The 15,197-nt window shown below is 61.6% G+C and carries 12 protein-coding genes; 6 read left to right on the plus strand and 6 right to left on the minus strand.

Annotated elements, in window-relative coordinates; translation table 11 throughout:
- Positions 1-54: 54 nt before the first annotated feature.
- From AABE20_RS01905 to AABE20_RS01915, 3 genes are read right to left on the minus strand one after another with little or no spacing between them, the layout of a single operon-like run.
- Positions 55-1,839 carry an ABC transporter ATP-binding protein gene (locus tag AABE20_RS01905; RefSeq protein ID WP_338331573.1) on the minus strand — a complete coding sequence of 595 codons (1,785 nt, stop codon included), beginning with the start codon at positions 1,837-1,839 and terminating at the stop codon, positions 55-57.
- Between the two features lie 46 nt (positions 1,840-1,885).
- The gene (locus AABE20_RS01910; RefSeq protein ID WP_338331574.1) at positions 1,886-3,109 is read right to left on the minus strand and encodes a CCA tRNA nucleotidyltransferase; all 1,224 of its coding nucleotides are present in this window, start codon (positions 3,107-3,109) and stop codon (positions 1,886-1,888) included.
- Positions 3,096-3,605 carry a DUF1285 domain-containing protein gene (locus AABE20_RS01915; protein ID WP_338331857.1) on the minus strand — a complete coding sequence of 170 codons (510 nt, stop codon included), beginning with the start codon at positions 3,603-3,605 and terminating at the stop codon, positions 3,096-3,098. The genes AABE20_RS01910 and AABE20_RS01915 overlap by 14 nt, the downstream gene beginning before the upstream one ends.
- A gap of 191 nt (positions 3,606-3,796) precedes the next feature.
- On the opposite strand from AABE20_RS01915, the gene AABE20_RS01920 reads away from it, so the two are divergent.
- The 5 genes from AABE20_RS01920 (at position 3,797) to AABE20_RS01940 (ending at position 11,382) form a co-directional block, all read left to right on the plus strand.
- Entirely contained in the window at positions 3,797-4,816 is a 1,020-nt protein-coding gene (locus AABE20_RS01920; protein WP_338331575.1) for an AAA family ATPase, read from the plus strand.
- A gap of 4 nt (positions 4,817-4,820) precedes the next feature.
- Positions 4,821-5,819, plus strand: coding sequence for a DUF58 domain-containing protein (locus AABE20_RS01925; RefSeq protein WP_338331576.1), 999 nt, complete (start codon positions 4,821-4,823; stop codon positions 5,817-5,819).
- The gene (locus AABE20_RS01930) at positions 5,816-8,572 is read left to right on the plus strand and encodes a DUF4159 domain-containing protein (RefSeq protein ID WP_338331577.1); all 2,757 of its coding nucleotides are present in this window, start codon (positions 5,816-5,818) and stop codon (positions 8,570-8,572) included. Before AABE20_RS01925 ends, AABE20_RS01930 begins: the two co-directional genes overlap by 4 nt.
- Entirely contained in the window at positions 8,569-10,719 is a 2,151-nt protein-coding gene (locus AABE20_RS01935) for a VWA domain-containing protein (RefSeq protein ID WP_338331578.1), read from the plus strand. Before AABE20_RS01930 ends, AABE20_RS01935 begins: the two co-directional genes overlap by 4 nt.
- A gap of 69 nt (positions 10,720-10,788) precedes the next feature.
- Entirely contained in the window at positions 10,789-11,382 is a 594-nt protein-coding gene (locus tag AABE20_RS01940; RefSeq protein ID WP_338331579.1) for an ankyrin repeat domain-containing protein, read from the plus strand.
- An 89-nt stretch (positions 11,383-11,471) separates the two neighbouring features.
- Here AABE20_RS01940 and AABE20_RS01945 read toward each other — a convergent pair whose 3' ends face one another.
- The 3 genes from AABE20_RS01945 to AABE20_RS01955 form a co-directional block, all read right to left on the minus strand.
- Positions 11,472-12,575, minus strand: coding sequence for a site-specific DNA-methyltransferase (locus AABE20_RS01945; protein ID WP_338331580.1), 1,104 nt, complete (start codon positions 12,573-12,575; stop codon positions 11,472-11,474).
- The gene (gene rnhB / locus AABE20_RS01950) at positions 12,572-13,201 is read right to left on the minus strand and encodes a ribonuclease HII (protein WP_338331581.1); all 630 of its coding nucleotides are present in this window, start codon (positions 13,199-13,201) and stop codon (positions 12,572-12,574) included. The genes AABE20_RS01945 and rnhB overlap by 4 nt, the downstream gene beginning before the upstream one ends.
- Before the next feature lie 125 nt (positions 13,202-13,326).
- Positions 13,327-13,632, minus strand: coding sequence for an ElaB/YgaM/YqjD family protein (locus AABE20_RS01955; RefSeq protein ID WP_338331582.1), 306 nt, complete (start codon positions 13,630-13,632; stop codon positions 13,327-13,329).
- Between the two features lie 112 nt (positions 13,633-13,744).
- Between AABE20_RS01955 and AABE20_RS01960 the strand changes: the two genes are divergently transcribed.
- Positions 13,745-15,139 carry an MFS transporter gene (locus AABE20_RS01960; RefSeq protein WP_338331583.1) on the plus strand — a complete coding sequence of 465 codons (1,395 nt, stop codon included), beginning with the start codon at positions 13,745-13,747 and terminating at the stop codon, positions 15,137-15,139.
- The last annotated feature ends 58 nt before the right edge of the window (positions 15,140-15,197 follow it).

Genomic DNA, 15,197 nt, shown 5'->3' on the forward strand with positions numbered 1-15,197 from the left:
GGACCGCTATGCCTATAATTTGCGGTTATACCTGCAAAACCGCCATCGCTTTATCTAGCGGTCCAGTCCCTGTGTCCTGACCAGACGGGCATAAAGTCCATCATGGGCCATCAGATCATCATGCGTGCCGCATTCCACGGCGCGCCCTTCTTTCATCACCACAACCATGTCGGCCGAGCGCACGGTGGACAGGCGGTGTGCGACAATAAGAGTCGTACGTCCTTTGCGCAGCGTAGCCAGTGCGTCCTGCACCAGAGCCTCGTTCTCGCTATCCAGCGCACTGGTGGCCTCATCAAGCAAAAGCAGGCGGGGGTTGCGCAACAGGGCACGGGCAAGGGCCACGCGTTGGCGTTGCCCGCCAGACAGGCGCTGCCCCCCCGGGCCGACCTGCGTGTCATAACCATTGGGCAGAGCCTGAATAAACTTTGCCGCCGCTGCGGCATGGGCTGCCGCCGCCACCTCGGTATCGGACGCTCCGGGGCGGCCGATCAGAATATTGTCCCGGACAGACAGGTCAAACAGCAACGGGTCCTGACTGACATAGGCCATGCCGCCACGCAGGCTTTCCAGTTGCACATCCCGCAGGTCCATGCCGTCCAGCAGAATACGGCCAGACGAGACATCATGCAGCCGGGGCACAAGGGATAGTGCGGTGGACTTGCCCGCCCCGGACGGCCCAACCAGTGCAACCGTGCTTCCCGGCCGGGCATCAAAGCTCAGGTGGTCAAGCCCCACGCGGCCATCAGCATAAACAAAACGGACATTCTCAAAAACAAGGTGTCCGCCCCCCGCAGGCAGCGGACGGGCCTGTGGGCTGTCCGTGACTGCGGGGGGGTCGTCCACCACGGCAAACACACGCACAAGCCCGGCAAGCCCTTCCTGCAACGCAGCGTTAAGCGAACCCAAAGCGCGCAACGGGCGCGAGGCCAGCAGCAGGGCCGCCACAAAACCGGAAAAATCGCCCAGCGTTGCCCCCCCCATGGCTGCACGCCAGCCAGCAAAACCCAGCACGGCGGCAACTGCGGCACCCCCCAGCGCTTCCAGCAAAGGCTCCACCCGCGCGCGGCCACGGGTAATCCGCAGCATGGCCTGATAAAGATGGCCGAACGAGAGTTCTGCCCGTGCGCTCTCGCTTTCCTCCAGCCTGTAAACACGCACCGTGCGGGCCTGTGCAAAACTTTCGGTCAGGAAGGCTGCGGTTTCCCCCACCCGTTCCTGCATGCCGTTCGATGCACGGCGCACACGCTTGCCCAACCGCTGGATGGGCACTGCCGCAATGGGGTACAGCACGGCCGCAATCAGGCTGAGTTCCCAATCCATGTACAACATGGAAATAATCAGCCCCACAACCGTAACCACATCGCCCATGGAACTTACGGCGCGGATCAGGGCATCGCGAATGGTAACTGCATCCGTGGTAAACCGCGCGGCCAGCTTGGCCGGGGCCTCGCGCTCCACATGGGCAATATCGGTGCGGAGCAGGTGCTCGAACATCTGTTCCTGCAAACCCCGGATCACCAGTAGAACCAGCCCGTGTGTTGCAAGGGTCTGTGCATACTGGGCCAGAGCCTTGGCGAGCGTAATGACCACCACCAGAAGCGGAACCTGATACAGAATACGCGGATCACGCGTGGCAAACATATCCAGTGCGCGCTGGATAACCAGCGGGTAAAGGGCAGTCAGCACCGCGGTCAGCACCGTTACGGCAACAACGGTGGCAATGCGGCCGGGGTACTGGCTTATTTGCGTATGCCACAGTCTTTTGAGCAGGGCGCGCGTATCATCGGGCCGCAAAGGGCGGGAAGAAGCGGATGGGGCGGCATGAGGCTCGGACGTCATACCCTGTCTTTACCAGCCTCTCCCCCCTGCATGTAAGGGGCCAGGGTCAGCTTTGTGCTGCTTTTGCATCCAGCAGGTGCTTTATGTGCATACGGCATGCATGCGCGTCCGCACGGCACCCTCCGTCCAGCCACCACTGGCGGACCAGCCCCATAACCCGCCCGACCTCCGGCCCGGCCTGCCCGCCCATGGCCAGTACATCCCGCCCGGCTATGGGAAAAACCGGCGCATCAATCCCGCGCAACCGGCTCCTGAGTTGTGCAAACACCGCGTTCTGTGCAGCCGTGCGTGGCATTGCGGCCTGATGCAGCCATACGCGCCCTTCCAGCACATCATGCGGCTCATCCGCCACAAGGCGGCGCAGGGCATCATCACTCATGCTGGCATCGGGCACCGGGGCGGGGCGGCCCAATGCCACCAGCAGCCCGGTCTGGGCGCGGGACAGCTTAAGGCGACCTGCAACAGCGCGTGGGTCGGCACTCAGCCCCGCCAGCCGGAGCAACGCATTGCCCGGTGCGCCGTTGTCCAGCAGCCGCACACACCGCTCCAATGTATGGCCTTCTGGCAATATACGGGCCAGAACGCCTGTGCCTTCCATAAGGCCCAAAATTGCGGCCACGTTCGGCCCTGCCAGAATGCGCTGCAATTCCATCCACACCCGCTCGACCGACAGAGCATCGAGCAAGGCAACACCGTTGCTTATGGCATGCAGGGCCTGCTGGTCCGGCTGCCCCTGTCCGTAACGCCCATAAAAGCGGAAAAACCGCAAAATGCGCAGTGCGTCCTCCTGTATCCGCAGCGCGGGCTGGCCCACAAAGCGCACATGCCCTGCCGCCAGATCGGCCTGCCCGGAAAAATAATCATACAACACCCCGGCGCGATCGACCGACATGGCGTTAATGGTAAAATCCCGCCGCAATGCGTCCGCCCGCCAGTCCTGCGTCCAGCGTACAACGGCGTGGCGTCCGTCTGTCTCAACATCACACCTGAGTGTGGTAATCTCGTACGGAGCACCATCCAGCACGGCTGTTACGGTGCCATGTTGCAAGCCGGTGGCCACAACATGCACATTCTGCGCGCGCAGGCATTCCATCACCTGTTCAGGTGGTTCTGGGGTGGCCAGATCGATATCCGCAATAGGGCGGTCTGCCAGCAGGTCCCGCACAACACCGCCGACAAGGCGCATGGCGGGCAGGATCGCCCACAGGCGCGCCAGCGCGGCCTGCCGGGGCGGCTCCAACCTGCTTATGAGCCAATCAGGCCTCACCATTATCTACCGGCATACGCGCAATGGGAAAAAAGCAGCCACAGCTCCACACACCCATGCAGGGCACGCCCTGACAGGCCCCCGGCTCGGCCAGCGCCGCCAGTTCGTACCACACCGCGCGGGACAGGCGCGCCTCCAGCGGGTAAGCCCCCTCCCCCTGCCGTATGGTCAGGTAAGGGGGGCAGCCCTCGGGGCAGGCTTCAGGCGGGATGTCCCACACGGTCCGAATCGGGTGTTCGGCATCGGCCACCACCACCTCGTCCATGTTGGTGCGAAAACTCAGGCGCTGCATGCGCCCCATGCCGCTCCAGTCCAGTTCCACAGCTAAAAAGGGAACATCCTCAACCTCGATCAGTCCGCTCTCAAACGGGGTGCGTAGCAGGTAAGCGCCCTGCGCATCCCGCGTGAGCAGGGAGCCAAACAGGCAGGACATGGCCTTGCGCTTGATCTCGGACCCACGGTACAGCCACACGCCATCCCGCCTGACCAAAAAAGGCAGACGCCGGTTTTCCGCTCCGTCAGGGGTATCGGTCCCGTGCTTATCGTGGCACGAAAGGGCCTGCGCGCCGCCTACCTGTTCACCTTTCACTGACTCACCATCCTGTTAATACGTGTCCTTGTGTTGTGCACAATGATATAGGGAGCTTACCCCGCTTGATGTAAGCCCTGCATGTAATTCAGACTGGATCCATGACCACATCAGACGCACCGTTCCCGGCACAACAGCCTTCCTCCCCCCCAGAAGTGCGGGAGGCAGATCGTATCTGTGAACGGCTTGCCGCCGTCCAGCAGGAAATTTCAACCGTCATTTTCGGGCAGGACCAGATTATCCGCCAGACGCTGACCACGGTTCTGGCCGGTGGGCATGCCCTGCTGGTTGGCGCTCCGGGTCTGGGCAAGACCCTGCTGGTGACCACCCTTGGCACCGTACTGGGCCTGAACGCCCGCCGTGTGCAGTTTACCCCCGACCTGATGCCCTCCGACATTACCGGCAGTGAAATTCTGGACGAGGACGCAACCGGCCACCGCAGCTTCCGCTTTGTGCATGGCCCCGTATTCACCCAGTTGCTGATGGCGGACGAAATTAACCGTGCCAGCCCGCGCACCCAGTCTGCCCTGCTGCAAGCCATGCAGGAACACCATGTGACTGTCGCCGGGGTGGAATACCCCCTGCCCCAGCCCTTCCATGTGCTGGCGACGCAGAACCCCATGGAGCAGGAAGGCACTTACCCCCTGCCTGAAGCCCAGCTTGACCGCTTTATGCTCCAGATCGGCCTGACCTTTCCCGATGCCGCGTCCGAGCGCGCCATGCTGCTGGCAACAACGGGCGCACAGCACAGGCAGGTCCAGCAGGTCATGGACGCACCAAGCCTGATGCAGGCCCAGGATCTGGTCCGCCGCATGCCTGTGGGCGAAAAAGTGCTGGACGCCATTGTTCACCTTGTCCGCGCGGCACGCCCCCAGAGCACGCCCGACGCCACCTTGCGCGAGCAGATCGCATGGGGTCCCGGCCCACGAGCGGCACAAACGCTTATGCTGGCCACCCGTGCGCGCGCGCTGCTTGATGGCAGGCTTTCCCCCGGTCTGGACGATGTTGCCGCTCTGGCTCGCCCCGTACTGGCCCACCGCATGGCGCTCACCTTTGCCGCCCGCGCTGAAGGCGTGACCACGGACGATATTGTGGCCCGACTGGTCAAGACTCTGGGTTGACCCCATGAGCCGGTCCGGACTGACGCCAACCACTCTGCTACGCCGGTTTTTTGGCCAGAACCGCACCGTGGCGGGTGGGCAACACGGTGTGGCGGGCACCGCAAGCCCCCCGCTTTCCGCCACGGCGGATATGGCCTGTGCCGCGCAAACGCTGGCCACGCGCATGCCGGACCTTCTGCTCCATGCAAGCCAGATCGCCACCACACTGGCATCGGGCAGGCACCCCCAACACCGCGCTGGATGGGGGGATACGTTCTGGCAATACCGCCCCGCACAACCGGGCGAGCCGGTCAGCCGCATAGACTGGCGGCAATCCGCCCGCACAGCCCGCGCCCATGTGCGTGAAACCGAAGCCGAAGCCGCACAGACCGTACTGCTCTGGTGCGATTTTTCCGGCTCCATGCAGTGGCGCTCCACCAACGCCCTGCCCGGCAAGCTGGACCGCGCCGTCCTGCTTTTGCTCAGCATGGCCGCCCTGCTGCTGCGCCATGGTGAGCGGGTCCAGCTTCTTTCCCCTTCCGGGATTGTGCCCCTGCCCCCGGCCCCTTCCGCGCTGGAACGGCTGGCGCTGGGGCTATGTGGGCTGGCGGCCAGTGCCGAGCCTACGTCTACCCCGCTCCCCACCCCAGCCCTTGTGCCCCGGCGCACACGCCTGCTGCTTGCCAGCGACCTGCTCTGCCCCGATGCCCCGTTACACGATTGCCTGCGCCAGTTGGCGGCCCATCCGGCACGGGCCTACGTGCTGCATGTGAGCGACCCGGCCGAAAACACACTCCCTTATTCCGGCCGTACCGAATTCTGCGGTCTTGAGGGAGAGGCCCCGCTGGAATTGCCCCACGTGCAAAGCCTGCGCCCGGATTACGCAGCCCTTGTTACGGCCCGCAAGCAGTGGCTTGAGCAGACCATAAGCCGGTCTGGCCATGTGTTCGCACACCACCAGACCGATACGCCACCACTCCCCACGCTGCTGGCGCTCCACGCCCAAATGAGCCAACGCGTATGATCTTCCAGTCCCCCGCCCTGCTGTTCGCCCTGCTCAGCCTGCCGCTTGTGTGGTGGCTGCTCCGTGCGACCCCGCCACGCGCGCGCCAGCAGGTTTTTCCCCCCATTGCATTTCTGTCCAGACTACGCCCGAAGGAAACGGAAGCCGCACGCTCCCCCCTATGGCTGCTGCTGCTCCGCCTTATGGCTATTGGGTTACTGGTTATCGGGTTTGCCCGTCCGTTTATTCCCGGCACCCGCCATGTGGTGCAGACCCACGGCCCTGTTCTGCTGGTCCTTGATGACGGAATGCTGAGTGCTGCGGACTGGGCTGACCGCCTGAGCACAGCACTGAGCATTGTGGACGATGCACAACGCACGCAATCCAGCGTGCTGGTATTGGGCACTGCCCCACAGGCGGAGGATGCAACCCCGGCCCATACGCCACAACCCGCAGCCACTGTGCGGCAGATGCTTAACAGCCACCACCCCAGCCCATGGCCCGTGGACCGCGCACGCATGGCCGAGCAGATCCTGCACCTGCCCGCAACGCCCTTTGCCCGTGTTGTGTATCTGGCCGATGGCGTTGCCCAAAGCGGAGATGATGCCTTTGCCCAAGCCCTGCGCGCGCGCGGAACCGTGCAGGAAATCCGCTTTTCCACTCAGGCTGGCCTGGCACTTGCCCCCACAACCCCAGCAGCAGACGGGGCTATGGCGCGCCTGATCACACTCCCCTCCCCACAGCCCCGCCTTGTGCATGTGGTGGCCCGTGCAACAGATGGTGGCACGCTGGCCGTCGTACCCGTACCCGTGGCTGCCAATGCCACACAGGCGGATGTTCGCATTAACCTGCCCATAACCGTTCGCAACCGGATTGATACGCTGGCCGTACAAGGCATCGCGAGTGCCGCCACCACAGTTCTACTGGACGAGAACACACGCCTGCACCCCGTTGGCCTGCTCTCCAGCGGGGGGGCAGATACACCGCTCATCGGCTCGGTCTTTTACCTCCGCCGCGCACTGGCCCCTCTGTCCGACCTGCATGAGGGTAATCTGGAAACATTGCTGGCCCGCCCCCTGTCCGTGCTGATCGCACCTGATGGCACACTGGCGGGCGCCCAAAGCCAGAAAACCGTGCTGGACTGGATAAAAAACGGCGGCACGCTCATCCGCTTTGCAGGCCCCGCACTGGCTGGCAGCCAGCACGATGCGGACACCATGCCCAACGCGCCAGACACAGCCCAGAACCTGCTACCTGTGCCTCTACTGGACGGCGCGCGCCAGCTTGGTGGCTCCATGACATGGGGCACGCCGCAAAAACTGGCCCCATTCGAGCAGACATCTCCCTTCCGGGGGCTGGATATTCCAGCCGATGTCACAATTTCGCGGCAGGTGCTGGCCAGCCCTTCGGCTGATCTGCGCACGCATGTATGGGCGCGTCTGGCCGATGGCACGCCATTGGTGACACATGCGGAACTGGGCAAGGGCGAGGTTATTCTGTTCCATGTCAGCAGCACGGCGGACTGGTCCAACCTGCCCTTGTCCGGTCTGTTTGTAAGCATGCTGCAACGCCTGACGGAGCATGCCAACGGGCTGAGCATTCCAGCGGACAACACACTGCTTGCCCCCGCCATAACACTGGATGGAGAGGGCATGGCAGGCCCACCCCCACCAACAGCGCAGGGCATTCAGGGCAATGTTTTTGCCACAACGTCTGTTTCCCCCATGCACCCACCCGGCCTGTATGGCCCAGCGGACGGACACAGGGCACTCAATGCCGCCACAGGGCTGCAAAGCCTGCAACCGGCACAACCGGTGGGCACCATAACCGACTCTTCAGGCCAGAAGCCGGATATGCCACTGGGGCGTTACTGTCTGCTTGGCGCTCTTGTTCTGTTACTGCTCGACGGTGTGGCTGTTGGCCTTATGCGCGCAGGCAAATTTTTAACACCCAAAGCCGCCGCCCCCCTGCTCGTGCTGTTTGCAACCCTTGGCACACCACCCGCCCCCCTTCATGCGCAGGACCTGAACAGCACGGCCAAAGTGCCCGCAGCAGCACTGGAAACCCGGTTGGGCTACATTGCCACCGGGCATGAGGATGTGGATGACGCCTCCCGCGCCGGGTTGCAGGGGCTGTCCGACTTTGTAAACGCCCGCACATCCGCCGTTATGGGGCACCCCGATGCCGTGCACCCCGGCACGGATGATCTGAGCTATTACCCGCTGCTGTACTGGCCGATTACAGCGGACGCCACAACAACCCCGGCCATGACGGCAGCCCTGAACACCTTTATGGCGCATGGCGGTATTCTGCTGATTGACACACAAGGGCAAGATGGCGGCACAAGTGCTGCCGACACCACTTTTACCGCCGATGCACCGGGCACGGGTGCTGCCCTGCGCCGGGTGACAACCGGCCTTGTAGTGCCTCCGCTGGTGGTCATGACCGACCACCACCTGCTGGCCCACACCTTTTATCTGCTCCACGACTTTCCCGGCCGGTATGCAGGCCAGCCCATATGGGTCGCCAAGGAGGGAGACGCCGAGAATGATGATGTCAGCCCGGTTATTATCGGCTCGGCGGACTGGGCGCATGCATGGGCGGTAGACAGTGCGGGCAATACCCCATTTGCCGTTATCCCCGGCGGCAGTGACCAGCGCCTGCAAGCGTACCGGTTTGGGCTGAACACCGTTATTTACGCCCTGACGGGCAGCTACAAGGCTGATCAGGTGCATGTTCCCATGCTGCTCAAACGGCTGGAGGACAAGCCATGACCCCCCTCTTTGCCTCTCTGGGTTTTGCACCTTTGCTGCCATTATGGGTGCTCACCCTGCTGGGGCTTCTGGCTTTGGCCCTGTGCGGATGGGGGCTGTTCACCCGTACTGGCGGAGCCATTCTGCGCCTGTGCGGTGTGTGTGTGGTGCTGTTGTGGCTGGCCGGGCCGCAACGCTACCATGAGCAGCGGCGCACACTCCCCCAGACGGCGCTGCTCATCGTAGACCAGTCCCCCTCCATGGCGCTTGACCAGCGCGCCGCCATAGCCCGGCAGGCAGCAGACACACTGGCCCAGACCAAAGTGGACGGGCTGAACATCCGCACCGTAACCGTGCGTGGCAACACGCATGACGGCACCAAACTGTTTGACGCACTGGATCAGGCGGCGGCGGACATTCCTCCCGCCCAGTTTGCCGGAGCCATGATGGTAACGGATGGTGAAATTGCCGATGTGCCCACCACCATACCCGAACGCCTGCGCCCCCTGCTGGACACCAACACCCGCGCGACTTTGCCCCTGCACATTCTGCTCAGTGCCAGCAAGGAGCAAAAAGACCGCAAGCTGAGTGTTCTACAGGCCCCTCCCTACGCCATTGCAGGCCAGAGTGCCAAACTGCGTGTGCAGGTGGACGACATGGGGCCGGGCACGCAGGCTGGCACTCCAGCAGAACTGAGTGTGCGGATCAATGGGGAGGAAGCACGGCGTATTCCGGTCCTGAGTGGCACACCGCAGGACATTACCGTTCCCGTAACCCAGCCGGGGCCACTGCTGGTCAGCCTGTCCGCATCTGCATTGCCGGGTGAAGTCTCGCAACTGAACAACCAGACCGTGGCCCGTATTACCGGCATTCGGGACCGGCTGAAGGTGCTGCTGATCTCGGGCACCCCCAATCAGGGCGAGCGGGTCTGGCGCAGGCTGCTCAAGGCAGACCCTTCGGTGGATCTGATCCACTTTACCATCCTGCGTCCGCCTGAAAAGGACGATGGCACCCCGCTATCCGATCTGGCTCTTATTGCATTCCCCGTGCGCGAACTGTTTCAGGAAAAAATTAACCAGTTTGACCTGATCATTCTCGATGGTTTTGAAAACAGGCATATTCTGCCGCACAGTTATCTGGAAAACATTGCCAGTTTCGTGCGCCGTGGTGGGGGTCTGCTCCTGACCGCCGGGCCAGAATTTATTGGTCCGGGTTCCTTGCAGGATACCCCGGTGGGCGATGTGCTGCCCGCCCACGTTACCCCGGACCAGAGCAGTATGCTCATCAGCCGCTTCCGCCCCACCTTGACAGACACAGGGCGTAGGCACCCGGTTACGGCGTCCCTTCCGGGTGCGCCAAAAGCCGATGCGCAGCTTGGCAGCCCCGCAGCCGTTCCCGGCCTGTGGGGGCCGTGGTACCGCGCCCTGCACCCCGACAGCACCCACGGCGAAGTGCTGATGAACGGGCCGGACAACAGCCCCCTGCTGGTGCTGGACCGGGTTGATCAGGGTCGGATAGCACTCCTCCTGTCCGACCAGATATGGCTCTGGTCACGAGGCGAGGATGGCGGCGGCCCACAGGCCGAACTGCTCCGCCGTATCTCGCACTGGCTGATGAAGGAGCCGGAACTGGAGGAAGAGCAGCTTACGGCCAGCATGACCCCAGACGCGCTTGACATAACCCGCCACAGCATTGGCGCACCAGCCGCTGCGGCCATAACGCTCACATCCCCCTCCGGGCAGACCAGCACTGTAACCCTGCATACCGCTGGGGATGAAGGAACGCAGTCAGCCCATGTGCCCATAACGGACTCTGGTATCTGGCGTATTTCTGATGGTACGCACACCACCTACGCAGCCCCCGAACAGGACAACACGCCAGAACAGACCGACCTGCGCGCAACCGCAACCCGTGTGGCCGATATGGCCAGAATGACCGGCGGCGGCGTGTTCTGGCTGGGCGATACCACAGCCAGCATGCGAACACCTGAGCCAAAACTGGCCACATCCGGCGCGCTGCACGGGAATGACTGGCTGGCTTTTGCGCAGCGTGATGCACATCTGGTAACGGGTAGAACCCCCATACCACTCCTGCCTGCACCCCTTGCCATGGTGTTCGCACTCATGCTGCTCTTTGCCGCATGGTGGCGCGAAGGCCGCACCCGATAGGAATGGGCCGTCTTTTCCGCTCCCATGGGGTGTGATACGCTAAAGACTACCTGTATTGATGGACAGACAATGACCCGTTTTCCACGCCTTGTTTCATCCGCTCTGCTCTTCAGCAGCCTTGCCATGCTTGTAGCGGTTCCGGCATTTGCCGATGAGGCCGAGGATCAGGCTGCTGCGGCCGAAGCTGCCGAAAAATCGGAAAGCGCCAAGGCCGCCAAGCATGCAGCCCCGCCCACCGCCATTCCCGGTGCCGAAGGGGGAGATGATGAAGCGGGCGAAGGGGGCGGGCACCCCAACAGGGATATTGAACCCACGGTTGCTTTGTTCGAGGCCATAAACCGGGGCAGCGTTTCCTCCGCGCGTGATGCCATTAACCGTGGCGCGGACCTGAACGGGCACAATATTCTGGGTCAGACGCCGCTTGATATGTCCATCGACCTGAACCGTAACCCCATTACCTTCCTGCTTTTGTCCCTGCGCAATTCCAGCAGCATTCGGGGGAGTGACAGCACGGACGCGGTCAGCACATCCGATCTGCATATGGGCGGTGGCAGTGCCTATGATGATGAAGATACAAAAAGCAAAGCACACGACCCGCGCTATGACCGCACGGGGGGAAGTGCCCAGCCAGCCATCGGCTTTCTGGGCTTTGGCGGCAGCTAATCCGGTCCTTGGCTTTCATCTGGGTTCATAAAAAAAGGGGCATGCAAATGCCCCCTTTTTTTATGCCAGTCCGTAGCCTGATCCAGCCTTTACAGTGCGACTGTGCCACCCAGACTTTCCTGCCGCAGCACATCAAGCGGCAGCAAAACGCCCTCACGCTCAAAATGCCAGAATGTCCAGCCATTGCATGATGGTGCGTTGGTCAGCATGGCCCCCATTTTGTGGATCGAACCACGTTTGGCCCCACTCACCAACGTACCATCGGCGGCAACCGTTGCCTGAATACGCTGTTTTTTATCACTCAGGACCGTCCCGGCCACCAGCGCGCCCTGCTCCACCAGACTGCCAAATGGCACGCGCGGTGCTTCGCGCTTGTCCTGCGTGGTCTGTATGGCGTCATCATCCAATGGCACTTCACGGGCCACGCGGGCCTTGGCGGCTTCCACATAGTCCGGGTGCCGCTCAATGCCCACAAAGTGGCGGCGCAGACGGCGGGCCATGGCAGCGGTTGTGCCTGAACCGGAGAACGGGTCGAGTACCACGTCATTGACCGTTGTGGACGCCAGCAATACGCGGTGCAGCAGGCTTTCGGGCTTTTGGGTGGGGTGCAGTTTCAACCCATGTTCGTTCCGCAGCCGCTCATTGCCCGTGCACAGTGGCAGGTACCAGTCCGAGCGCATCTGCACATCGTCATTCAGCGCCTTCATGGCCTGATAGTTAAAGCGGTAGCGGCTATCCTGACTGCGGGCGGCCCAGATCAGTGTTTCGTGCGCGTTGGTAAAACGACGGCCCCGGAAGTTCGGCATGGGGTTGGACTTGCGCCAGACCACATCGTTCAAAATCCAGAACCCGAGGTCCTGCAGAATGGCGCCAAGGCGAAAAATGTTATGGTAGGAGCCAATAACCCAGATTGTGCCGTCCTTGTGTAAAAGACGGCGGGCCTCGCTCAGCCATTCACGCGTAAAGCGGTCATATTCCTGCAGGTCGGAAAACTTGTCCCAGTCATCATCCACGCCATCGACAACACTGTCATCAGGGCGGCGGAGTTCACCCCTGAGTTGCAGGTTGTATGGCGGATCAGCAAAAATGCAGTCCACGGAACCCGAAGGCAGGGTACGCATGGTCTCCACGCATTCACCCCGCAGGATTTCGTCAAGTGGGAGGTCCATGGAAACTGCTTTTGCGCCGCTCATGCCCGGGTCTCCGTTTTCAAATGTTCCATCTGCCGGCGTACGGTGCCGAATGTTTTTCTGTGGTGCGGGGTCACACCTGTATGCAGGAGGGCCTGACGATGAACCGCCGTGCCGTATCCTGCATTTTTTTCCCATCCATAATCGGGCCAGCGCACGTCCAGCCGCGCCATAATGCGGTCACGCACCACCTTGGCCACAATGGAAGCCGCGGCAATGGACAGGCTGACCCCGTCCCCACCCACAATGGCTTCCGCACTGCACCCGAAATCTGGAATTTTGTTGCCGTCCACCAGCACATGGTCCGGCTTGACCGGCAGGCGGGCAACTGCGCGCTGCATGGCCAGATGGGACGCATGGTAGATGTTGATACGGTCAATTTCCGCCGTGGAGGCAGCGCCCACGCCAATGGCCACACCGGGCACATGGGGCAGGCGCCTGGCAATGGCCTCGCGCACAGCGGGTTTTAATTTTTTGGAATCATCAATAATGGCGGCAAGGTCATCTGGCACGCCGCGGGCGAACACCACGGCGGCTGCCACAACCGGACCGGCCAGCGGGCCACGGCCCACCTCATCCACTCCGGCGACCAGACCGCCATGCTGTTGTTCACGCCTGAAATCCGGCATTGCTTCCCTTCCCGTCCGCTTGAAACGACTCGGTTAAAATTACCGAGTCGCAGCAATCGCGACTCCGTAGGGAAGGAGAAGCATTTTTTTACCCGGGTGCGCAAGAGTCCCGGTCAAATGATTTTTCAGGAACGGCTACGACGGGGGAAGAAAAGCCAGCCGAGCAGGATCCCCACAACCGAAACAATTCCCAATGAAAGCAAGGGTTTATCCCGCACAAAGGTCACAGCTTTTTCTACCGCGCCCTCGCCCTCTTCATACAGGTCCGCAAAATCTTCCTGCATGTGTGCGGTGAACTGATCGACCTTTCCGTCGACCTGAAGACCGATATCACCGGTCAGGCCACCAGCGGCATCCTTGACATGTCCCTGAACGTCCCGGACCTTGGCGTCGATCTTGTTTTCGATGGTGTCGATTTTATCTTTAGCCATGACGACTTTCTCCTTTTCTGAACCATTCTGTAACGGTCCGCGCATGAAAGCGACCGGAGATCTGCACGATCGCCTGTTGCATCAGACCGCAAAAACGCGTCTCTGACTAGGCATGCCTTCTCCGACGTCCACACAACTGACTGCGCTCATTGTTGGTTCCATGTTTTTTATGGAACAGCTTGATGGCACCATTCTGGCGACCGCCCTGCCCTCCATTGCCCACAGCCTGCATGTGGACACAGTGGCCACCTCTGTCGCCCTGACATCCTATATTATCGGGCTGGCCATTTTTATTCCCGCATCTGGCGCGCTGGCGGACCGTCTGGGCAGCCGCACGATCCTGATGCTGGCGATCTGCATTTTTGTGGGCAGTTCAATTTTTTGCGGCACCGCCCATTCCCTGCTTTTTCTGGCAGTCATGCGCACCATACAGGGCATTGGTGGAGCACTTATGGTGCCTGTGGGGCGGCTGGCGGTTATTCGCAGCACACCAGCGGACCAGCTTGTCCGCACCATGACATGGATGATGCTCCCTGCAACCCTTGGTCCGCTGCTTGGGCCTGTGGTGGGGGGGTATATTACAACATGGCTGACATGGCGGTGGAATTTTTACCTCAACATTCCAGTCGGGCTGGTCGGCCTGCTCCTGACCTACCGCTTTATTCCCGAGGTGCGTGAGCCATCCCCCCCTCCGTTTGACCTCAAAGGTCTTTTTCTGGCTGGCGGGGGGCTGGCGATTCTGTCCGTTTTTGCCGAAATGTTCAGCCATGGCACAGGCTCCCCCGCGCTGGTTACGGGCTTTTTGTGCGTAGGGCTGGTCCTGTTGGGGATGTACACCCACCACGCGGGGCGTACGTCTTTTCCGCTGCTGGACCTGCGGCTCATGCGGTTCCAGACGTTCCGTATCTCTGTTTTCGGGGGGGCTGCCTCACGCATTGCCGTGGGTTCGCTACCATTTTTGCTCCCCTCCTTTTTGCAGATCGGGGCCGGGCTGAGTGCCGCACAAAGCGGACTTGTGACCTTTGTGGCGCCACTTGGGGCCATTGCCATGCGCCCTTTTGTGCCAGCGTTGCTCAAACGCTGGGGGTTCCGCACCATTCTCATGGCCAATGGCTCTTCGGCAGCTCTGGTTTTTGCGATGATAGCGCTTTTTCGCCCCTCGTACCCGCTATGGCTTCTCTCGCTCGTGCTCACACTGGCTGGGGCTGCGCAGTCTCTTCAGTTTTCAGCCTATAACACCGTTGCCTATGCCGACATTCCAGCAGACAGGATGAGTGCCGCAACCAGCCTGTACTCCACCATGCAGCAGATCATGCTTTCGGCTGGCATCTGCATTGCCGCGGCCACCCTGACCATACTGAGCAGACTGCACCACAACACCCCTGCAAACATGACCGATTTTGCGCTTGGTTTTGTTGTAACAGGCGCCATATCCCTTCTTGCCGTGCCGTTATGCGCCGCACTTTCTCCTTCTGCAGGGGCGAACATGAGCGGCAACCGCCGTTAAATGCACGTTTTTAACGCACAAATTACATAGAGAAATGTTATTTTATGCATGCTTTCAA

Source organism: Acetobacter zythi (assembly GCF_963921165.1).
In the GTDB taxonomy this organism is placed as follows: Bacteria; Pseudomonadota; Alphaproteobacteria; order Acetobacterales; family Acetobacteraceae; genus Acetobacter.

Bases quoted from the DNA above. Each gene is read 5' to 3' on its own strand.
- rnhB (WP_338331581.1), bottom strand. From the start codon at position 13,201: ATGCCGGATTTCAGGCGTGAACAACAGCATGGCGGTCTGGTCGCCGGA.
- AABE20_RS01920 (WP_338331575.1), top strand. From the start codon at position 3,797: ATGACCACATCAGACGCACCGTTCCCGGCACAACAGCCTTCCTCCCCC.
- AABE20_RS01905 (WP_338331573.1), bottom strand. From the start codon at position 1,839: ATGACGTCCGAGCCTCATGCCGCCCCATCCGCTTCTTCCCGCCCTTTG.
- AABE20_RS01945 (WP_338331580.1), bottom strand. From the start codon at position 12,575: ATGAGCGGCGCAAAAGCAGTTTCCATGGACCTCCCACTTGACGAAATC.
- AABE20_RS01940 (WP_338331579.1), top strand. From the start codon at position 10,789: ATGACCCGTTTTCCACGCCTTGTTTCATCCGCTCTGCTCTTCAGCAGC.
- AABE20_RS01935 (WP_338331578.1), top strand. From the start codon at position 8,569: ATGACCCCCCTCTTTGCCTCTCTGGGTTTTGCACCTTTGCTGCCATTA.
- AABE20_RS01925 (WP_338331576.1), top strand. From the start codon at position 4,821: ATGAGCCGGTCCGGACTGACGCCAACCACTCTGCTACGCCGGTTTTTT.
- AABE20_RS01910 (WP_338331574.1), bottom strand. From the start codon at position 3,109: ATGGTGAGGCCTGATTGGCTCATAAGCAGGTTGGAGCCGCCCCGGCAG.
- AABE20_RS01960 (WP_338331583.1), top strand. From the start codon at position 13,745: ATGCCTTCTCCGACGTCCACACAACTGACTGCGCTCATTGTTGGTTCC.
- AABE20_RS01955 (WP_338331582.1), bottom strand. From the start codon at position 13,632: ATGGCTAAAGATAAAATCGACACCATCGAAAACAAGATCGACGCCAAG.
- AABE20_RS01930 (WP_338331577.1), top strand. From the start codon at position 5,816: ATGATCTTCCAGTCCCCCGCCCTGCTGTTCGCCCTGCTCAGCCTGCCG.